The organism is Flavicella marina, from assembly GCF_009193215.1.
GTDB lineage: Bacteria > Bacteroidota > Bacteroidia > Flavobacteriales > Flavobacteriaceae > Flavicella > Flavicella marina.
This window is the reverse complement of the sequence record NZ_VYVA01000002.1, coordinates 206,226-227,842: the sequence shown is the minus strand read 5'-3', so window position 1 is coordinate 227,842 and position 21,617 is coordinate 206,226. Positions and strand designations below refer to the sequence as shown.

Below are 21,617 nucleotides of genomic sequence, written 5' to 3'. Positions count from 1 at the left end.
AACTCTTATTTACAAACAGAAAGCACTTCTAAAAAGAATTGTTTCAACGAAAACTAGCAACCAGGCACCAAAATTTCAACCATTTATTGAACAACAAAGCGCCAAACTTGACCCGTTGACTGTGCTCCAGTGGCATCTTTCACATCAATTCTCCAGTAATAGGTACCTGCGGTTAAGCTAGTGTCAAAATAGTCATTGGTAATATTCATTGCCTCATTTAGAAGCATATTTTCAGAAGAACCTATGTAAACATCATAAGTTAAAAGATCGTTTTCATCCAAATCCTCTCCTTGCCATTGCAATCTTATAACCCCTGACGAAACATACTCATTCTGTGATGGTTCTAACATATTTGCAGCAAAAGGAACATGATTCTCAATTCCTTCTGTTTCTGAGTAAAAACTATGAACATTGCTAAAGTCACTTGAAGCACCTGAAGCATCCGTAGCTCGAACTCTCCAATAATATATTGCGTTACTAGTTACTGTTATCATTTTTTCAGATTCCTCAACCACCGCTTCCATTTCTACCTGCGAGAAAGATGCTGAATTAGAAACCTGAACTACATAGTTAAGATTATCACCATCAGCATCTACCGATGGATTCCAATCCAATGTTAAATTCAAATCTGTACAAGCTTGATTATTCACGGGAAACACTAGTTCAGGAACTGTAGGTGCGTCGTTTGAATCTTCTGTAGCACAACTATAAAACAACATAGTTAAGCCGATAATATATATATAATTTTTCATGATTTATTCTTTAATAATTTTTAACTGAACAGACTCCTCTAACTGCAACTGTACATAATAAACTCCTTTTGCTAAACCGTCGATATGTAAAGCTATACGTTCGTTATCTACAGAAACTTTCTCCGAAACAACAAGAGCACCATAGGCTGTATAAATATGTACCTGTACTTGATCTTTAAAATTTGGAATGTGAATAAACAACTCATCCTTCACAGGATTTGGATAGGTCTTAATATCAGCGTATAAATCAATTTTTTCTTCATATACCCCTTCACAATCAGCATCGGTTTTCACTGATACAATATCCCCTTGATTAGCAGGTATGGTGAACGTATCTAAATCTGTTTTCAAAATCATAGCATCGTTCACAAATACTTCGTATGGTGCTGTTCCTTTTTGCATCGTAATGGTCGTATAATTCTTTGAAGTGACACTTTTTGCTGCTACAGAAACACCAGCTTCAATGGCTACATTAAAACACTGAGTATGATTCATTCCAATAGTTTCAATACAGATTTCATAATCACCAGGCGCCAAATCTTCAAGCATTAATTTATTATCTTCAAAATCGTATTGAACTGAATTCAAACTAGCCTTATAATTAAAGTTTTCATTTGCAGATATTTCAATCACTCCATTTCCTTTTCCTACACAACCTTCTCCAATAGTTTTAATCGTAAAATTATTTGATGGAATCTCATAATCAGTAGGACAACCATTGGCATCTACTGTTGTGTTTTCCGGTGTACCAGGACATAAATCGCTGATATCAACCACACCATCACCGTCACTATCTAAACCACCTCCTGTATCTTCACAATCTTGACCAACTTCATATGTTAAATAATCCGTCACCGCTAAACCTCCTGCAAAAGCAAACTTACATGCATAATTCAAAACTGTTCCATTGCTAACATTGCTAATCGTTTTGGAGAATTTTTTCCCAGAAACCAAATCCATTTGAGTTTCAACAAAAGGACTTTTTTGCCATAAAAAGGCTATCACACCATCTTTATCATCTAACAATTCAAATGTAATCTTAACATCGTTTCCAATGGTCTCAAATGTATAATTATACCCAACACCAAAACTTCCTTCAATTGCACCTGATTTCTGTCCTTCACAATCCGTATTTGTATCTACAGATGTGGTCGCTGAAATAACAATGGGAGCATTGGACGCTATATTCCCAGCCAAATCAGCGGCAGAAACATTAAAAGTATAAGCTGTATTAGGATTCAACGCCGTGATCGTAATCGCTTCTGTTTTACCAGACTCAGCAGATACAACAACTTCTTTATTTCCGTAGTTTACTGTATACACAACTACTCCCGAATCATCATTTGCAAATGCATCTAAAACTACTGAACTACCAGTAACACTTGCTGAGCTAGCGGTAAAGTTAGTTGGAGCCGTTGTATCGTTGCCACCATTTCCGCTGCAATCAGTACCCACAACATAGCTTAGATATTTTGTTACTGCCTGTCCTCCATTAAAAGCAAACTTACATGCATAACTAATGGTTTCACCATTGCTTACTCCTGCTATTGTTTTAGAATAAACTCCATCCCCTAAATAATCCATTTCCGATTCTTCAAACGGACTTTCTTTCCATAGATAAGCAGCAGCTCCTAGCTTATCTGAATCTAACAACTCGAAGAAAATTGTTACGGTTTCCCCAACTGATTCGAATGTTGCCTTATAACCTACTGAAAAACTACCTTGTTGACTTTCAGAGGAAGTTTCTTCACAAAATTTAACAGCTTCAACCGCTATAACCACTGCTTCTGAAACACCTTCCAAACCATCTTGATCAAACGCTTTTGCCGTAATCGTATGACTCCCAACACTAGCCTCTTGAAAAACGAACTCGAATGGAGCTGTTAAATCCTCACCTAATTTTAATTCGCCATCATAAAATTCAACTTTAACAACCTCACCTTCTAGATCACTAGCCAATGTATTAATTTCTATGTTTTGTCCTTGTTTAAAGGTAGCTCCCGCTTCTGGAGATGTAATTGTTACAGTTGGGTTGGTATTCCCGGTTGCAGATACAATCACCAACACTTCACTAGTTGCTGCATTCACTCCTTTATTTACCTTTAACCTGAATTTATATACTCCATCAACTAAATTGTTAATGGTAGGAGACATATTAGTTTGATCTGAGAAACTTACTACAGTTGGTCCATATATTTGTTCCCACAAATAACTTGCTCCCTCTGAAACTGGACTACTAGCAGATCCATCTAAAGTAGCAGAATTTGCTGGTAATACAACCACTACATTTTCACCTGCATTTGCATAAGGAGCAGCATAATTTAAATCGCCCGTTCTTGAAAATGTCAACTTTCCAAGATTAAATTCTCCTTGATCAAAGTTCAACCTCAGTACTTGTTTACCTTTATATAACGGAATAGCATTTACCGTTTTACTAGTAAAAGTAGACCAATTGCTATTGCTTGTCGAATTCAAATTAATATCAGAACTGATTTTTGTTCCGTTCACCTCTAAATGGAATGGACCACCACCGTTGGCATTACCTGATGCATATCTCAAACTTAAATCGTAAAATCCTGAACTTTCAACATCTATTGTATACTCAACCCACTCTCCTGATGAAATCCAACCTATCGTAGCTCCTTCTCCATTCACAGATGCCACGTCAACCGATTCATCCAATCTAAAATCCCCTTCATTTACAGTAGAAACATCAACATAAGAGATGCCACTTGCATTTCCACCTTCAAAACTATCATAATGTCCTGCTTCAAAACTACCTGGAATCGAAAATGGGGTACCGCTATATGGTTGCTGCTCTCCTACAATTACTTCAACAGTATTCGATACATTAAAATTGGCTCCATCATAAATTTTAGAGTACATTCCATGTTTCCCTAAACTCAAATTCGTAGCCTCTATTTCATAAGGAGCGCTGATATCTTCTCCTATCAATTTACCATTATCGTAAAACTCAACTTTAGAAACATTTCCTGCTCCTACTTCAACCGTTAATGCAACACTTCCATTTGCATAAGCACTATCAAAGCTTGAAGCAAGGGTACCTGTAATTTGGACATCTTTGTTCGTTCCCATAGAATTTGGAGCCACCGTCAACTGAAATCCATCAGAAAACGAAACCACTAACTCTTGATTGGAATAATTGTGAGCTACATAGGTTTTGGTACCATTTTTTTCAAAAACAGCTGCGATTGGATAATTTGCTTTTATTTCATTTTTCAACTGCCCCATAGCATTCATGCTATGAATCCAATGATAAGTTTGTGCATCTGAAACACCGAACTTCATCACTCTATCTGGGTAAGAGTCATACAGTTCAATTGCTCTCTCTGGATCTAAAAACGATAGATATTTCCATATGGTATCGTGCCATAAATTTGGATTTGTATCATTGGTACTCAAAATACCTGTATTCGCTTGAAGTTCATCCCAAATTTTCTGTAAATAATCTTGATTTTGACCCAAATACAAAGATCCTCCATGCATTGGATATAACTCTATTCCATAGGATGCAGTAATATCTGAAGTCCAAAAAGTTCCATTGTCATATGAATTACCCCATACCCTAGAAACCAATCCGTACAATTGATCGTCCTTAAAATTACGTTCGTCCATATCAAACCAATACTCTTCAATAGCAGTTTGTTCTGTGGTATACAAATAAACCCCCAAATCTCTAATCTCATCATTCCCAGTGATAGTCCCCCAGTGAATTAATGAAGAATTGAATTGCATGCTCTCTGAGGTTGATTCTTGATCGTTTCCTTGTGGAAAAGAGGCAAAACCATTGGCCCAACAATGGCCTGCATAAGGACTGAAATTTCTTAAAAAAGGAAATTTATCATCATTTCTATCTGAACTTGCGGCATCTCTCACCAAAATATTTATGAACTCACCCCATTCATCAGCCCAACCAGGTTCAAATTGCTCCATAAATGCCGCAGCATGAATAAAATAACCCCAATGGAAATGATGATCATTAATATTTGAATCTTGACCATGCCCAGCAGGATATCCCAGCATTGCAGACCACGTTTCGTTATAATAAAATAGAAACGCTACTTCTCCAGATTGATAGGTCAACCAATCTTCTAACCTTTCTTTTATGGTTGCAATCATTTTGTCACGTGCTTCTATATCACCCGTTTGATCTGCAATCCTTGCGGTTTGAATCAATCGATTCATCACCTGTCCCTCATTGTAAGAGTCTGTCCAAGTGGCCAATGCATCGTTTTCAATTTGACTGATTTTCTCAGACAATTCAGAAGGACTAAAACTTTCACTATAATTTGATAAATACGGTAATGTAGGTAGAATTCCACTGTAGTCGTTTGATACTGTAAAATTGTTACCACTCATAGACTTGATTTCTCCTCTTACCGATTCATAACTATATTCTTCTGGTGTGTTTGACCCAACTGCCAAATTATTCCATTGATGTGGTAACAAACCTAACAACATGTTTGTATCCGTTCCTTCTTTCACATCTGTAGTTACACTAAAATCGGTCATCACCGTACCCTCTGAAGGATTATAATCCCAATTGACTTCGGTTTTAACAGGAAATACATAGGCATATTTTTTATATTCATTCGCTATAGTCGAAAGATTTGTTGCGTTTTGAGGTAGCATTGCGGCCGACCAGTAATTTTTTCCATTTAGTGTAGAAGTATATACGTTTCCTGAAACAGTCCATTGACTTCCTACAGGTGCATATATAGCAAAGTCAGCCCCATGACTAGCATTTTCAACTAAGAGCATTTCATTTGAAACCGTTGTCGTACCTGAAACCACTTGAATTCTAACTTCAGAGCTAGCATCCTTTTCAAAATACAAAAAAGGCATTGCGATACCTGCAGTGGTTTTCATGTTTCTTGAACCATCCGTCCAATCTAAGGTTACTGTCCAATCAGAATAATCTGAAACTGTTGTCTTAGAAGTATTTAAATTAGTAAGACCAATAGTTATTGGAGCAGAATCACCAATAACCCCCCAAGGAATATAAGTCACCACGAGTCCAGCATCAATAGTTTTCAAGGTCATTGGATAGGTAAATAAATTTGAAGCGTGATTCTCCTTAATAACACTAGACCACCAATCATTTGTTGGAACTGGTTTTCCTACGACAGAACCGCTTAATTGTGGAGCACCACTAGGATAACCATTTCTCCCCGCCTCATCAACGCCTGGAAAATTTTTAGTGTAACTCGCGCTTCCTACTCCAACAGTTTGAGCTGATGAAAAATTATAAGTACAACTTATAAATAATAGAAATATGAAACACGTATACTTTAATTTAGAATACTTCATAATCATGTTTAAGTTTAGTTTAATTGGTTGTAACCAAAATTACTAAAACCTCAAACCAGCAACTATTATTATGCCACTACACAATACATACAGAACGTGGACAATTTCCGTTTAATAAAAAAACAAACCTCTTAACACCTACAAAATAAGGGATAACAATGATTACACTCAATAAAAAAAACTTAAAATAAACTTTACAATTACCACCATGTAGAGGTTATGTATAGTTTTAACCTCATAATTTTACGAATTAAAAATTAATTAATATAAATCATGTCGAACAGAGTAAACAAATGTTAATCTTAATAGTAATTATTCGTACCTAATTTAAATTATTTGGTCAATCCATTCCGTTCATGAATAAATGTCCAGATGATAGTTTTTTTTCTACAAAATTGAATTTCCATTCTCTATTCTACTTCAAAAAGTATAGACTTCTGAATTCCGTTTTTTCGATAAGTTTGTGGTTCATTTGCAGAAAGAGGATACGCATCGTCCCATGAATAAATCGTAATTGTAGTTTTTCCTTTTGTGGTTGCAGTGAGTTCACCAAACTTATTTATTGATGCTATTTCAGGGTTACTTGATTCCCAAACAATATTTTTACGCGTTGCAGTACCTGGATAAATAATAGAACTCAATTGCACCTTTGCTCCTACTTTGCACTTTTTTACACCAGTAATATCTAGTTTTGTAACTGGATTAAATTTGTATGAATTTATTACTTTTCCCAATTGATCGAATGCTTCGCTTTGTTCTTTATCGAGTAGATTCAAATCAAGTCCACTGTGTAGTTCTAAACCAAACCTTCGATACACCACATAATCCCCTTCTTTTTCTAAAGGATCTTTTCTTAAATCAAAGAAACGTCCGTTCGGAAATTCATCTGTAGCATCGTATCTTTTAAAGTTTTTATCAAAAGCATAAATCAACAATTCTTTTTTGTTGGTATACGGTTGATTGTTATTGTACCATGTGTATATAGTTTCTCTGGCATCGGCTTTCTTCCCTAAAACTTGTGGCCAAAAACTGATTCCATCCAAACTATTGCTATTTGGAATTTGAACATCAGCAGCTTGTGCTATGGTTGGAAAAATATCGGTTACATCAACCAATCCTTCATAAGTTCTAATCGAATTTTTGTTTGCAGGAATTTTACCTGGTTGGTTTAAAATTAATGGTACATGCAAACCATTATCTGTTGTTCCTCCCTTTCTACCTGGATACACCGTACCGTCAGGGAGCACATGAGAGAAACTTTCTTTCGTACCATTATCGCCCATTACAATAATCAAGGTATTTTCTCGAAGTCCTAATGCATCTAATTTTGCTACAACATTACCGATGAGTTTATCCATATAGGCATGCATGTCAGGAAAAAATTTATGGTCGTCACCTGTATGTCCATTTCTGTTGTGATTTGCCTCATCAAAATTATCAAAAATAGCATTCGGTTTGGTGTCAGGTGTAGGCTTGTGATCGTCATGTACCAACAACATCGGGTAATATAAAAAGAAAGGTTTGTCTTGATTCTTTTCTAGAAAACGCAATGCATTTCTGTTACAAATATCAGGTCCATACCAGCGCCTTCCGGTAATAGGATCTAAATCTTTTCTTCCTTGATAATTTTTTATGACACCGTTTTCGACCAAAAATGGATTTATAAAACGTTGTCCTTCTGTAACAACATCGTAACACGTATAGTCATCCCATCCAAACTCAGAAATATAGTCTTTCCCATGAATTTCTTTTGTTCCTCTGGTTTGTTTCCATTTCCCAAACATTCCGGTCACATAACCTTCTTTCTGAAAGACATCACCAAAAGTAACATCAGAAGCATGCTGCGATTTACAGCGTAAAAAATTTCTATTATTATATTTACCTGACATCAATGCAATACGAGTAGCTTCACACAATGGATACGCAAAGGCATTGGTACACATCAATCCTTCGGATGCCAATTTATCTATCTCAGGTGTTGCTATTTTTTGATTTTCAAATGCTCCTTTGTAAGAACTCATTCTATCAGCACCATAGGCAGTAACACCATACATACTAAGATCGTCTATCAATATAAGAACTACATTTTGTTTCGGTTTTTCATGAGTTGTGTTTTTCTGACAAAAACCCAAAAACACGAACAAAATCAAACACACATACACTCCTTTTTTTACTGACATAATGATTATTTAAGTTTCAAAAGGTAAAATTAACCACCCAAGTTACGAATCATAAAAACACATGTCTTTTTTTCTATCACATTTTCATCTATTTTTTGTGATTATCCCTAAAGTACCGCATCCCTAATGAAATACTAGTATTATATTTGTACTCTATCAATTTTATATTTATGCAGCGAAAAGAATTATTGCACAGTACCCTAAAAGAATACTTCGGATATGAAAAATTCAGACCGCTACAAGAAAAAATTATTTCATCTATTTTAGATGGAAATGACAATCTGGTAATCATGCCTACCGGTGGGGGTAAATCAGTTTGCTTTCAATTACCAGCACTAATCTTTGAAGGGGTAACTCTAGTTATATCACCGCTAATCGCTTTGATGAAAGACCAAGTTGATGGTATGAATGCCAACGGAATTCCGGCTGCCTACCTCAACAGCAGTCAATCCGACGAAGAAAATCAACAAATCATTGAAAATCTTAAATCTGGAAGTATAAAATTATTGTACCTCGCTCCAGAGAGCTTGGCACTATTTGAAATGATTCATCAAGTTGCAAAAATTGATTTGATAGCTATCGATGAAGCACATTGCATTTCATCTTGGGGACATGATTTTCGACCAGCTTATACCCAACTTAACTTTTTAAAAAAACGGCTCCCAAATACACCGGTTGTTGCCTTAACAGCGACTGCAGATAAAGCGACAAGAGAGGATATTATTCAACAACTTGGCTTGATAAATGCTGATAGGCATATTGCTTCATTCGATAGACCCAATATTTCTTTAGAGGTAAGAAGTGCACAAGACAGAATTACACAAATTGTAAAATTTATAAAAGAGCGACCTACAAGTTCGGGAATCATATATTGTTTGAGCAGAAAAGCTACTGAGCAGGTTGCTGCACGTTTGAGTAAAAACGGTTTCAAAGCCGAAGCGTATCATGCTGGTTTAAAACACGAAGAGCGAGCGAGAATACAAGAAGACTTTATCTACGACAAAAGTCAAATTATATGTGCTACCATTGCATTTGGAATGGGTATTGATAAATCAAATGTTCGTTGGGTAATACATTACAACCTACCGAAAAATATGGAAGGATATTACCAAGAAATCGGACGTGCAGGAAGAGATGGTGTTACTTCAGAAACCCTTTTGTTTTATAGCTATGCTGATGTAATTCAATTGCAAAAATTCGCTCAAAACTCAGGAAACAAAGAGGTACAGCTTTCGAAGTTAGAACGTATGCAACAATATACAGAAGCGCTTAGTTGTAGGCGAAAAATATTATTGAGCTATTTTGGTGAGTTTGTTGAGAAAGATTGTGGAAATTGTGATGTTTGCAACAATCCACCTGAATTTTTTGATGGCACCGTCATTGCTCAAAAAATTCTATCCGGAATTTTTAGACTTAAAGAAATTGAACCTATTGGTACCTTGGTTGATTTTTTAAGAGGCTCTCAAAATGCCGCTATTTACGAGAAAGGATACCAAACATTAAAAACCTATGGAGTAGCCAAAGAAATAGCATGGAGAGACCTGCAACAATACATCATTCAATTAATTAATTTGGGCTATTGTGAAATTGCCTTTCACGAAAACAACGCCTTAAAATTTAGTGAACTTGCCAAAAAAGTACTTTTTGAAAACGAAAAAGTGCGACTCACTAAAGTTGCACCAATTGCAAGTTCTAAAAAAGAAAAAGTAACGAAAGCTAAAAAATCAACTACGGATTTATTTGAAAGACTTCGTTCTCTTAGATTAAAAATTGCACAAGAACAAAATATACCTGCGTACCTCGTATTCAATGATGCGTCTTTAAAAGAAATGGAAAGGGTTCGACCTATGACTGATGAGGATTTTCTAGCAATTGATGGTGTTGGACGCAAAAAATTTGAAGATTTTGGTTATGACTTTATCAAAGAAATCATCGCTTTTCAAAAAGAGAAAACATTGACCAAAACTAAAAAAGTAAAAAAAACAAAAGGAGATAGTATTCTAGAAACTCTAAAGCTTTACCAGCAAGGACTTTCTACGGAAGAAATTTCGATACAAAGACGTTTGAATATCACAACCATACAGTCTCATATTCTCAAATTATACAAAGAAAAACACCCAATATCTTTAAGGGATTTTGTAAACGATAAAGAACTAACACTCATACAACAAGCAAAAGATGAGCTGAATGCACCTAAAAGTTTGCGTCCTTATTTTGATTACTTTGAAGAAGAGCTCTCGTATGACACTATCAAATTCGGACTAGCCATTTTAGAGGATGCATAAATTATTTGTCTCTAAGAGCATCTAAGTCAGCATAAATTTTTTCGTAAAACGGTAGAATTTCTTCAATTGAAAATTTTCTCGAATGCTCCCATGCATTTGTCTTGAATAATTTCAGGCGCTCACTATCTTCTAATATATAAACCGCATTTTTCGCCATATCTTCAACATCACCTACATCACTCAAAAACCCAGTATACCCATTTACATTTACTTCGGGCAAACCACCTGAATTACTAGAAATAACAGGACTTTTAGCTGCCATTGCCTCTAATGCAGCCAATCCAAAACTTTCCGTTTCTGAAGGAAGCAAAAACAAATCTGTATAACATAGAATTTTTTCCAACTCAACACTGTTTCCTAAAAAGAGTACGTTTTCATAAATACCCAATTCTTTCGCTTTTAATCTTGCAGCATGTAAATCAGGACCATCACCTACTAAAAGTAATTTTGAAGGTATTTTCTTCTGAACTCTATAAAATATCTCAATCACATCAGAAGTACGCTTCACTGGTCTAAAATTACTAATGTGCGTCAAAATTCTTTCGTTCTCAGCAGCGATAGAAATTCGCTGACATTCTTCGTGCAAAATATCTGGATATTTTTCTAATTCAATGAAATTATAGATCACTTGAATTTCTTTTTTGATATCAAATAATTCCAATGTTTGATCTTTCAAACTATTTGAAACTGTCGTTACAGCATCAGAACTATTGATACTAAACTCAACCGATTTTTTATAACTTGGGTGACTACCTACCAAGGTAATATCCGTACCATGCAAAGTAGTTACTACTTTGATATCGATCCCTTGCTCTTTCAACATTTGCTTTGCCATAAATGCAGCATAGGCATGTGGTATCGCATAGTGAACATGTAAGATGTCTAATTTAAATTTAGAAACAACCTCCACCATTTTAGCCGACAAAGCCAACTCATAGGGTTGGTATTCAAAGAGAGGGTATTCTTTTATTTGTACCTGATGAAAATGCAAACCACTAGAAATAAAATCCAATCTAACAGGTTGGTTGTATGTAATAAAATGTACTTCGTGATTTTTATGAGCTAAGGCCATCCCTAATTCAGTAGCTACTACTCCACTCCCACCAAAAGTAGGATAACAAACAATTCCGATTTTCATGAACGCTGATTCTGTATTTGTTCTATTGGTACGTAATCTGCAGGATTACTTACATATTTAAACTAAAATATTATTGATTCTTTTCGTTGAGAATCTTTCTTATTCCAGCTATTTCTTTTAATTTTTCTCGTGCCTCAGATACGGGAGATCCAAAATAAGTTTTACCCCCTTCTAATCCTTTAGATACTCCTGTTTGTGCTAATACAACTGCTTTTTCACCTATAGTAATTCCAGAAGTAACTCCTACTTGCCCCCATAATGTAACCTCATCTTCTACAATCACGCAACCAGCAATTCCTGTTTGAGAAGCGATCAAACACTTTTTACCAATAACTGTATCGTGTCCAATATGTACTTGGTTGTCAATTTTTGTTCCTTCTTTTACCAAAGTATCTCCTGTAACACCTCTATCCAAAGTACACAGTGCTCCTAAATCTACATTATCCTCTAAGACTACACGCCCACCTGAAATCAATTTATCAAAACCTGTATGTCTATTTTTATAATAAAACGCATCTCCACCTAACACAGTACCACTATGAATCGTAACATTATCTCCAACAATACAATTGTCATAAATAGCGACATTAGGATGAATCAAACAGTTTTTACCAATAGAAACATTGTTCCCAACAAATACATTTGGTTGAATGACTGTTCCTTCTCCTATGGATGCATTCGGACTTATACTTGCCGTACTAGCTATAAATGGATTGAAATGCACTGTCAGCTTGTTAAAATCTCTAAACGGATCATTAGAAATCAGTAAAGCTTTTCCTTCAGGACAAGCTACTTCTTTATTGATCAAAACTATCGTTGCTGCAGATGCTAGTGCCTTATCGTAATACTTTGGATGATCTACAAAAACGATATCTCCGGGTGTCACTACATGAATTTCATTCATACCCAATACAGGAAAATCTTCAGCACCAACATAATTACAGTTAATAATTGTCGCAATATCTTTTAACTTTTGTTCTTGTTTAAACTTCATCAGATTCTTGATTTAATAAAAAAGGAACCTTACACAACACTTTTGGTTATTTGTAAGATTCCTTATATGGAATGGTTGTAAGTTACAAATTACTGTAATTACTCTTTGATACGCTCTTGGTACGTACCTTTAGCCGTTTCAATTTTCACTTTATCTCCTTCATTGATAAACAAAGGTACATTGATCGTAGCTCCTGTTTCTACAGTTGCAGGCTTTGTAGCATTTGTTGCCGTATTTCCTTTTACACCTGGTTCTGTGTAAGTAACTTCTAAAATTACACTAGCTGGCATTTCTACTGCTAAAGGCATTTCATCTTCAGCTCTAACAACCACAGTAACAACTTCACCTTCTTTCATCAAATCTGGCGCATCTAAAATTGCCTTTTCTAAAGTAATTTGGTTGTAATCCAATGTATTCATGAAATTGTACATTTCACCTTCTGCATACAAATATTGATATTTTCTTGTTTCAACACGAACTTCATCAATTTTATGCCCTGCCGAAAAAGTATTATCAATTACCTTTCCAGTAGTTAAACTCTTTAACTTTGTTCTTACAAATGCAGGTCCTTTACCTGGTTTTACATGTTGAAATTCAACAATTTTAAAAGTATCACTGTTGTAATTGATACACAATCCGTTTCTAATATCTGATGTAGATGCCATTATATTTTTTTTAATCTAGTTAGTAAAATATCCTTTCATAATTCCTCTCTGAGAAGATTGGATAAATTTAATTATATCGTCTCTTTCACTTGAAGCTTCCATTTCTGCTTCAATAATTCTTATTGCCTGACTGTTGTTGTATTTGCTTTGGAATAAGATTCTGTAAATATTTTGAATTTCTCTAATTTTTTCAGTTGAAAAACCTCTTCTTCTCAACCCAACAGAGTTAATTCCAACATATGATAATGGCTCTCTAGCTGCCTTTACATATGGAGGAACATCTTTACGCACCAACGATCCACCTGTAACAAATGCATGATCTCCAATCGAACAAAATTGATGAATTGCAGTCATACCGGCTAAAATTACATTGCTACCAATATTCGCATGCCCTGCTAAGGTACTTCCATTTGAAAAAATACAATTATCACCAACGATACAATCATGAGCAACATGACAATAAGCCATAATCAAACAATTGTCACCAATTACAGTTTTCATCCTGTCTGCTGTTCCACGGTTTATAGTAACACATTCTCTAATCGTTACATTATTACCAATTATAGTCGCTGTTTCTTCACCATCGTATTTCAAATCTTGAGGTATTGCTGAAATAACAGCCCCAGGAAAAATTCTACAGTTTTCACCAATCACTGCTCCTTCCATAATAGTAACATTTGAACCGATCCAAGTTCCTGATCCAATGGTTACATTATTATGAATGGTTGTAAATGGTTCAATCACTACATTTCTAGCAATTTTAGCTTGTGGATGAACGTATGCTAACGGTTGATTCATATTATTTCTTTTTTGCGATTTGTGCCATTAATTCAGCTTCTACTACCAATTTATTATTGGCATATCCGAAAGCTTGCATATGACAAATTCCTCTACGAATTGGAGACATCAATTCTGCTTTAAAAATCAAGGTGTCTCCTGGCAATACTTTTTGTTTGAATTTTACGTTATCCATCTTCATGAAATACGTTAAATAGTTTTCTGGATCTGGTACGGTGCTCAACACCAAAATACCACCACATTGCGCCATTGCTTCAATCTGTAATACTCCTGGCATTACCGGTGCATCAGGGAAATGACCGACAAAAAACGGCTCATTCATTGATACATTTTTAGATCCTACTACATGTGTATCTGTTAACTCAAGAATTTTATCAATCAACAAAAACGGAGGTCTATGTGGTAAAATTTCCATAATTCTATTGATATCCATCAACGGTGGTTGATTCAAATCGAATTGTGGAACTTTATTTCTTTTTTCTTTCTTTATGATTCCAGCTAATTTTTTCGCAAACTTTGTATTGATTGAATGTCCTGGTTTGTTTGCAATAACCTTCCCTCTAATTGGAGTTCCTACAAGCGCTAAATCACCAATTACATCTAATAATTTGTGTTTCGCTGCTTCATTTGCCCAGTGCAACGTTAAATTATCTAAAATACCATTTGGAGTTACAGAGATAGAATCTTTTCCGAATGCCTTTTTCAATTTAGACATTGTATCTCCTGATATCTCTTTATCTACATATACAATCGCATTGTTTAAATCACCTCCTTTGATAAGGTTGTTGTCTAACAACATCTCTAATTCATGTAGAAAACTAAATGTTCTTGCTGCAGAAATTTCATCTTTAAAATTTTTGATACTCTCTAAAGAAGCATTTTGAGTTCCTAAAATTTGCGTACCAAAATCAACCATAGTAGTTACCTGGTATTCGTTTGAAGGAATTACCATAATCTCACTACCCGTTTCTTCATCACGGTAACTGATAATTTCTTTAACGATATACTCTTCTACTTCTTCAGTTTGTTCTTTGATACCTGCTTTTTCAATAGCTTCAACAAAGTGCTTTGATGATCCATCCATAATAGGAGGTTCAGCCGCATCTAACTCAATAATCAAATTCGTTACACCCAATCCTACTGCAGCTGCTAAAACATGCTCAGAAGTATTGATGCTCACACCATTTTTCTCTAAATTGGTTCCTCTTTGTGTATCTGTTACATATTCTGCTTTAGGTTCGATTACCGGTTGTCCCTCTAAATCAACTCTTACAAAAGCATACCCATGATTCTCTGGTGCTGGCTTAAATGTTAGCGTAACTTCTTTTCCTGTATGTAAACCTATTCCTTTTAGGGTTACTTCCTTTTCAATTGTTTTTTGATTACGTTGCATTTTATTCTCCTTTTAATGCTTTAATTTCTTTTTCTAATTCGCTTATTTTGGCTACGTATGAAGGTAAATTCCTAACGATTGCCGAAGACTTATTCCATTTATTAATATTATAGGCCGGAAAACCAATAACAATATCTTTATCTTTTACATTTTTTCTAACTCCAGAAAAACCTGAAACCACCACATCATCTCCAATTTTGATATGCCCGGCAAAACCAGCTTGTCCACCAATCATATTCCTTTTCCCTATTTTGGTAGAGCCTGAAATTCCTGTTTGGGCAGCAATCACAGTATTTTCATCAATTTTACAATTATGTGCCACTTGAATCAAATTATCTAACTTTACTCCTTTTCGAATAATGGTAGATCCTAAGGTTGCTCTATCAATTGTTGTATTGGCTCCAATATCAACATTGTCTTCAATAATTACATTTCCTATTTGTGGAATTGCTGTATAAACTTTATTCTCATCTGGTGCAAAACCAAATCCATCAGCACCAATAATAGCACCTGCGTGAATTTTAACATTGCTTCCGATAATACAATCAGAATAAACTTTTACCCCTGAAAACAAGGTTGTTCCATCAGCAATCGTAACATTATCACCAATATAACAATGCGGATAAATTTTTACATCGTCACCAATTTTCACATTGTTTCCGATATATGCAAACGCTCCAAGGTATAAATTAATTCCGGTTTCAGCAGATTCACTTATAAAATGAGGTGTTTCTTTACCTGTTTTGTTTTGTTTCACTTCGTTGTAAAACGTTAAGAGTTTGGTAAAAGCAGCATACGCATCATCAACTTTAATTAACGTTGCACTTATATCTTGAGTAGGTTCAAAGCTTTTATTTACGATAGCAATAGAAGCTTGTGTTGTGTATATATATGAGGTGTATTTCTCGTTTGATAAGAAAGTTAACGAACCTTCAGTACCTTCTTCGATCTTGGCTAGTTTAGATACTTCAGTGTTTGGGTCTCCCACAATATCACCTTCTAATATCTCGGCTATTTGATTTGCTGTAAATTTCATTATCTGCAAAAGTATAAAATTAATATGGTTCTTGCTAGTGCTATTTTTTCGGGTAACAAATAAAATATTTGATAACCGGCTTAGTAAGAGCCTGAATATTTAACTGGTCAGAAGCCTTTGTTAAATCTTGTATTTCACCATTTTTAAAATATATATTTATTTTACTTTTCGAAGAATCATATGCTTGGTTTTGAACACAATCCGTAAAAACAAAATAACTCAACTCCTCGTCTGAAAAATTGAAATCTCTCTTTTTAATCGAAAAAATTTCTTTGAAATATTCTTCTGTGATAGGTTCATTACTCAATTCAATTTTCAACAAATTTCTATTGATAATCATCTTTGACAACATAGATAACACCCGATCGTCATGACTAATCCAATCTTTAATTGCAGAAAGAATATCATAATCATCTAACTTGGCAAAAGTTTTTAATGTCTCAACGGTAAAATTATTTTCTGAAATTTCGTTTTCTAAAAAGTATCTAAACGCTTTACTTCCATGAAGTTTTACACCCTTTTTTGAAAGTTCATTTGCACGACGTAATAAGTTCACCAACATTTTCTCTGCAACAACCCCCGTTTTATGTAAATATACTTGCCAATACATCAACCTACGACCTACGATAAATTTTTCTGCAGAATAAATACCTTTTTCTTCCAAAACCAACTCGTCGTTTACAACATATAGCATGGCTATCAGTCGTTCTGAGTTGATATTTCCCTCTGCAACCCCGCTGTAAAAACTATCTCTTTTTAAATAATCCAATCGATCCATATCTAGTTGGCTTGAAATCAATTGGTGCATAAATTTTCGTGGATACTTTCCTTCAAAAATTTCGATAGCCAAAGAAAGCTTCCCTTTAAATTCTTTGTTCAATTCTTTCATATAAAACAAAGAAATTTCTTCATGACTAATACCGGTTACGATACTGTGTTCTAACGCATGAGAAAAAGGTCCATGACCAATATCGTGTAATAGAATAGCGATATACAAGGCTGTAGCTTCATCGTCAGAAATTTCAACACCTTTTGTACGCAAAGTTTGTACTGCATTTTGCATTAAAAACATACATCCTATGGCATGATGAAACCTAGTATGATGGGCTCCAGGATAAACCAAATAAGACAAACCCACTTGTGATATTCGTCTTAACCTCTGAAAATAAGAGTGTTCTATTAAATCAAAAATTAATGCATTTGGAATAGCAATAAATCCGTAAATTGGGTCGTTTAAAATTTTAAGTTTGTTCGTAAGTTTTGGGCTCAAATGATCAATTTTTATTTAGAATTCAACAAAGATAATTAAATTATGATTTTATTAAGGTTAAGAGAGTTCAAACAAATTATTTTTACACTTTACGTTTAAAAGACATTATGAAAAACATACATATTCTTTGGGTTGATGATGAAATTGAATTATTAAAGCCACATATTTTATTTCTTGAAGGAAAAAATTACACAGTATCAAAATGTACTAATGGTGTCGATGCCATTGAATTGATTTCTGAAAACAATTACGATATTGTTTTTTTAGATGAAAACATGCCAGGATTAACTGGATTAGAGACCTTGACAGAAATAAAAAATTCTAAACCCAATTTACCGGTAATTATGATTACCAAAAGTGAAGAGGAATATATTATGGAAGATGCCATTGGCTCAAAAATTGCAGATTATTTGATCAAACCTGTAAATCCGAACCAAATTTTATTGAGTTTAAAAAAGAATTTAGACCATTCTAGATTAGTCTCACAAAAAACAACTTCTAATTACCAGCAAGAATTTAGAAAAATTGCAATGGACTTGGCTATGGTAAATTCTTACGAAGAATGGGTAGACTTGTATCAAAAATTATTACACTGGGAGTTAGAACTTGAAAACATTGACGATTCAGGTATGTTAGGCATACTTGAAAGTCAAAAACAAGAGGCCAACAGTTTGTTTTTTAAATTCATCAAAAAAAATTACGAAGATCTATTGACAGGCAGTGATCGCCCATCTTTTTCACATACCTTATTTAAAGAGGTAGTTTTCCCTGAACTAAGTAAAGAACAGAGCACATTACTTATCGTAATAGACAATCTAAGATACGACCAATGGAAAGCTATCGAACCGCACATCAATCCTTTCTATAAAAAAACCAAAGAAACACCTTATTTCAGTATTCTGCCGACAGCAACTCAGTATGCTAGAAATGCTTTTTTCTCTGGCTTGACTCCTCTCGACATGGAAAAACAGTTTCCTGATTATTGGAAAAATGATGAAGATGAAGGCGGAAAGAATCTTCATGAGAAAGATTTTTTAGCGGCACAAATGAGACGTTTGAATCCTGATTTGAGTTTCGATTATACAAAAATCACCACCTTAAAGGGGGCTAAAGAATTGGACACAAACTTCAACAGTCTTAAGAACTTTGATGTTGCAGCTGTAGTATACAATTTTGTAGACATGCTTTCGCATTCAAAAACAGAAATGGAAGTAATTAAAGAACTTACAGGTGATGAAAAGGCATATCGTTCTCTTACCTTGAGTTGGTTTAAAAACTCTCCAATCTTTTCTACCATACAAAAAGCTCAAAAAGCAGGAATGAAATTGATCATCACTACTGATCACGGAACCATCAATAGCAAAACACCTACGAAAGTAATTGGTACTAAAAACATCAGTTCAAACCTTCGTTACAAAACAGGTAAAAGTTTGACCTACGAAGAAAAAGATGTGTATGCTGTTAAAAACCCCAAAGCTATATTTCTCCCTGAACAACATATGAATAGTTCTTTCGTATTTGCCAAAGAAGACTTGTTTTTTGCTTACCCAAATAATTACAATCACTTTGTAAAATACTATAAAAACACGTATCAACATGGAGGCGTCTCATTGGAAGAAATGATCATTCCATGTGCTATATTTGAACCAAAATAATAATTCTTTTTATTGCACTTATGGAAATTCAATATTCTTTAGAGAACTTAGATAAAACAGCGCAAGCAATCCTAAAAAATGCACAACATAAAACATTTCTCTTTTATGGTGAAATGGGTATGGGTAAAACAACGTTGATCAAAGAACTAGCAAAACAACTGGGTGTTGAAGATGATGTAAGCTCGCCTACTTTTTCCATTGTTAATGAATACAAAGCGAAAAACAACTTTGTTTATCATTTCGATTTTTACAGAATAAATGACGAAGAAGAAGCTTATGATATGGGATTAGAAGAATACTTTTATCGCGATGCTTGGGTTTTTATAGAATGGCCATCAATCTTAGAAAATTTAGTACCTTTAGAAAGTGTAAAACTTACACTTACGAAAAACGATGATAATTCAAGAACAATTAAACTCGAAAATTAGCCTTTAATCATCTTAGCCTAACACTACTATCCCGAAAGAAATGAGTCAACATTTTTCCCCTTTTAGCAAAGAACAATTGATTCCTCAAGAAGAAAAATTAGAAACAAAAAAACAAAAAGGAGATTTGTTTATTGGCTTACCCAAAGAAACTTATTATGAAGAGAAAAGAATCTGTTTGACACCAGATGCTGTGGCAGCAATGACCCAAAGTGGCCATAGGATTGTAGTAGAAACCGGTGCAGGTGAAGGTGCTAATTTCACCGATCAAAATTACTCTGAAGCCGGTGCCAAAATCGCCTACAACCCTGAAGAAGTATTTGGATGTAATATTATTTTAAAAATTGAACCTCCTACCCTACAAGAAATAAAATTGATCAAACCTCAAAGTGTTTTAGTCTCTGCTTTGCAGTTAAAAACTCAGTCTAAAAAATACTTTGAAGCCTTAGCATCGAAACGAATTACTGCCATTGCTTTTGATTTTATCAAAGACAACGAAGGAATGTACCCAGTTGTACAATCCCTAAGTGAGATTGCAGGTACTGCATCGGTATTAATTGCTGCTGAACTTATGAGTACTCAAAACAAAGGAAATGGTTTGCTACTTGGAAATATAGGAGGTGTTCCACCTGCCGAAGTAGTTGTATTAGGAGCGGGAACTGTGGGTGAATTTGCAGCGAAAGCAGCAATAGGACTCGGGGCTTCTGTAAAAGCTTTCGATAATTCGATTTCAAAATTACGATGTCTTCAAAAAAGTCTACAAAAACCTATATATACTTCTACCTTACAACCTAGAACTTTGCAAAAAGCTTTGATGCGTTGTGATGTATTAATTGGTGCTATAAGAGGTAAATCAAGAGCACCTGTTGTTATAACCGACGAAATGGTACAATTAATGAAACCTGGAGCCGTTATAGTTGATGTGAGTATTGATCGTGGAGGCTGTATTGAAACATCAGAAGTAACCACCCATAGCAAGCCTACTTTTGAAAAACATGGAATTATTCATTATTGTGTACCAAATATCCCATCTCGATACGCTAGAACTGCTACTGTATCGATAAGTAATATATTTACACCCTTTTTGTTACATATTGCGGAAGAAGGTGGTTTTGAAAATGCTTTTCGAAGAGAAAGAGTATTGCGATCTGGGATGTATTATTACCATGGTATTTTAACAAATAAAGCGGTGGCTGATTGGTTTGGATTGCCATTTAGTGACATCAACTTATTGATCTTATAAAAATCACTTTTCGAGTTTTAAATTTCATTAATAATAGTACTTTTGCCGATATAATATATAGGTATGAATATTTTAAGTCGTTTTAGTTATTTTTTCTTTGGTTTGACACTCGGAATCATCGCAGTAATTTTTTTAGCAAAAAAGAAAAACATACAATTTCCCTATGGTCCTGATGCAAGGACTTTAAAAAGTATTCGTGTAAAAAAAGAATATATTTTTTCCGACCAAGCGCAAGAAATGATTCAAAAATTTGATATCGATTCTATCAAACTTGCATACTTACTTACTGAAAGTGATGTGAATTTTTCTGAAAGTGATACCGATACCAAAAAACCTTGCCAGACCTATAAAATATATGGAGAACTTAAAGATTATGAGGTTGCGTTAACCATCAAAAGATGTGATTCATCTGCAATCTTTCAAGAAATATTAATCAACAACTAAAACAAAAC

15 protein-coding genes are annotated in these 21,617 nt (G+C 34.6%); 5 read left to right on the top strand and 10 right to left on the bottom strand.

Translation table 11 applies throughout. The features are described 5' to 3' along the window. Positions 1-83: 83 nt before the first annotated feature. The 3 genes from F6P99_RS05810 to F6P99_RS05800 all read right to left on the bottom strand — a co-directional run bounded on the left by F6P99_RS05810 (position 84) and on the right by F6P99_RS05800 (position 8,263). Positions 84-752, bottom strand: a complete 669-nt coding sequence (locus tag F6P99_RS05810; protein ID WP_152286518.1) for a fibronectin type III domain-containing protein — start codon at positions 750-752, stop codon at positions 84-86. A 3-nt stretch (positions 753-755) separates the two neighbouring features. Further along, entirely contained in the window at positions 756-6,083 is a 5,328-nt protein-coding gene (locus F6P99_RS13515) for a glycosyl hydrolase (RefSeq protein ID WP_152286517.1), read from the bottom strand. Positions 6,084-6,493: 410 nt separating this feature from the next. After that, positions 6,494-8,263: a sulfatase-like hydrolase/transferase gene (locus F6P99_RS05800; RefSeq protein ID WP_152286516.1), complete on the bottom strand. Its 1,770-nt coding sequence runs from the start codon at positions 8,261-8,263 to the stop codon at positions 6,494-6,496. Between the two features lie 170 nt (positions 8,264-8,433). On the opposite strand from F6P99_RS05800, the gene recQ reads away from it, so the two are divergent. Next, on the top strand, positions 8,434-10,548 hold the full coding sequence (recQ, locus tag F6P99_RS05795) for a DNA helicase RecQ (RefSeq protein WP_152286515.1): 2,115 nt from the start codon (positions 8,434-8,436) through the stop codon (positions 10,546-10,548). 1 nt (position 10,549) lies between these two features. Here the strand turns inward: recQ and bshA are convergent, their stop codons facing one another. The 7 genes from bshA to F6P99_RS05760 form a co-directional block, all read right to left on the bottom strand. Then, a complete protein-coding gene (bshA, locus tag F6P99_RS05790) occupies positions 10,550-11,686 on the bottom strand; it encodes an N-acetyl-alpha-D-glucosaminyl L-malate synthase BshA (RefSeq protein ID WP_152286514.1) in 1,137 nt (378 codons plus the stop codon). Between the two features lie 70 nt (positions 11,687-11,756). Continuing rightward, a complete protein-coding gene (locus F6P99_RS05785; protein ID WP_152286513.1) occupies positions 11,757-12,680 on the bottom strand; it encodes a UDP-3-O-(3-hydroxymyristoyl)glucosamine N-acyltransferase in 924 nt (307 codons plus the stop codon). A gap of 98 nt (positions 12,681-12,778) precedes the next feature. Continuing rightward, positions 12,779-13,345 (bottom strand): elongation factor P, encoded by a 567-nt coding sequence (gene efp, locus F6P99_RS05780; protein ID WP_152286512.1) that lies wholly within the window; start codon positions 13,343-13,345, stop codon positions 12,779-12,781. 15 nt (positions 13,346-13,360) lie between these two features. Further along, positions 13,361-14,143, bottom strand: coding sequence for an acyl-ACP--UDP-N-acetylglucosamine O-acyltransferase (gene lpxA / locus F6P99_RS05775; RefSeq protein WP_152286511.1), 783 nt, complete (start codon positions 14,141-14,143; stop codon positions 13,361-13,363). A gap of 1 nt (position 14,144) precedes the next feature. Further along, positions 14,145-15,536, bottom strand: coding sequence for a bifunctional UDP-3-O-[3-hydroxymyristoyl] N-acetylglucosamine deacetylase/3-hydroxyacyl-ACP dehydratase (locus F6P99_RS05770; RefSeq protein ID WP_152286510.1), 1,392 nt, complete (start codon positions 15,534-15,536; stop codon positions 14,145-14,147). A 1-nt stretch (position 15,537) separates the two neighbouring features. After that, positions 15,538-16,572 (bottom strand): UDP-3-O-(3-hydroxymyristoyl)glucosamine N-acyltransferase, encoded by a 1,035-nt coding sequence (lpxD, locus tag F6P99_RS05765; protein WP_152286509.1) that lies wholly within the window; start codon positions 16,570-16,572, stop codon positions 15,538-15,540. A gap of 40 nt (positions 16,573-16,612) precedes the next feature. Next, positions 16,613-17,842, bottom strand: coding sequence for an HD domain-containing protein (locus tag F6P99_RS05760; RefSeq protein ID WP_152286508.1), 1,230 nt, complete (start codon positions 17,840-17,842; stop codon positions 16,613-16,615). A 107-nt stretch (positions 17,843-17,949) separates the two neighbouring features. On the opposite strand from F6P99_RS05760, the gene porX reads away from it, so the two are divergent. The 4 genes from porX to F6P99_RS05740 all read left to right on the top strand — a co-directional run bounded on the left by porX (position 17,950) and on the right by F6P99_RS05740 (position 21,609). Then, entirely contained in the window at positions 17,950-19,497 is a 1,548-nt protein-coding gene (porX, locus tag F6P99_RS05755; protein WP_152286507.1) for a T9SS response regulator signal transducer PorX, read from the top strand. A 20-nt stretch (positions 19,498-19,517) separates the two neighbouring features. Continuing rightward, positions 19,518-19,925, top strand: coding sequence for a tRNA (adenosine(37)-N6)-threonylcarbamoyltransferase complex ATPase subunit type 1 TsaE (gene tsaE / locus F6P99_RS05750; protein ID WP_152286506.1), 408 nt, complete (start codon positions 19,518-19,520; stop codon positions 19,923-19,925). Positions 19,926-19,965: 40 nt separating this feature from the next. Beyond that, a complete protein-coding gene (locus F6P99_RS05745) occupies positions 19,966-21,165 on the top strand; it encodes an alanine dehydrogenase (protein ID WP_152286505.1) in 1,200 nt (399 codons plus the stop codon). Positions 21,166-21,228: 63 nt separating this feature from the next. Next, the gene (locus F6P99_RS05740) at positions 21,229-21,609 is read left to right on the top strand and encodes a DUF4258 domain-containing protein (RefSeq protein WP_152286504.1); all 381 of its coding nucleotides are present in this window, start codon (positions 21,229-21,231) and stop codon (positions 21,607-21,609) included. Positions 21,610-21,617 lie beyond the last annotated feature (8 nt).

Bases quoted from the DNA above. Each gene is read 5' to 3' on its own strand.
- porX (WP_152286507.1), top strand. From the start codon at position 17,950: ATGAAAAACATACATATTCTTTGGGTTGATGATGAAATTGAATTATTA.
- F6P99_RS05785 (WP_152286513.1), bottom strand. From the start codon at position 12,680: ATGAAGTTTAAACAAGAACAAAAGTTAAAAGATATTGCGACAATTATT.
- recQ (WP_152286515.1), top strand. From the start codon at position 8,434: ATGCAGCGAAAAGAATTATTGCACAGTACCCTAAAAGAATACTTCGGA.
- tsaE (WP_152286506.1), top strand. From the start codon at position 19,518: ATGGAAATTCAATATTCTTTAGAGAACTTAGATAAAACAGCGCAAGCA.
- efp (WP_152286512.1), bottom strand. From the start codon at position 13,345: ATGGCATCTACATCAGATATTAGAAACGGATTGTGTATCAATTACAAC.
- F6P99_RS05810 (WP_152286518.1), bottom strand. From the start codon at position 752: ATGAAAAATTATATATATATTATCGGCTTAACTATGTTGTTTTATAGT.
- F6P99_RS05745 (WP_152286505.1), top strand. From the start codon at position 19,966: ATGAGTCAACATTTTTCCCCTTTTAGCAAAGAACAATTGATTCCTCAA.
- F6P99_RS13515 (WP_152286517.1), bottom strand. From the start codon at position 6,083: ATGAAGTATTCTAAATTAAAGTATACGTGTTTCATATTTCTATTATTT.
- F6P99_RS05740 (WP_152286504.1), top strand. From the start codon at position 21,229: ATGAATATTTTAAGTCGTTTTAGTTATTTTTTCTTTGGTTTGACACTC.
- F6P99_RS05770 (WP_152286510.1), bottom strand. From the start codon at position 15,536: ATGCAACGTAATCAAAAAACAATTGAAAAGGAAGTAACCCTAAAAGGA.
- F6P99_RS05800 (WP_152286516.1), bottom strand. From the start codon at position 8,263: ATGTCAGTAAAAAAAGGAGTGTATGTGTGTTTGATTTTGTTCGTGTTT.
- lpxA (WP_152286511.1), bottom strand. From the start codon at position 14,143: ATGAATCAACCGTTAGCATACGTTCATCCACAAGCTAAAATTGCTAGA.
- bshA (WP_152286514.1), bottom strand. From the start codon at position 11,686: ATGAAAATCGGAATTGTTTGTTATCCTACTTTTGGTGGGAGTGGAGTA.
- lpxD (WP_152286509.1), bottom strand. From the start codon at position 16,572: ATGAAATTTACAGCAAATCAAATAGCCGAGATATTAGAAGGTGATATT.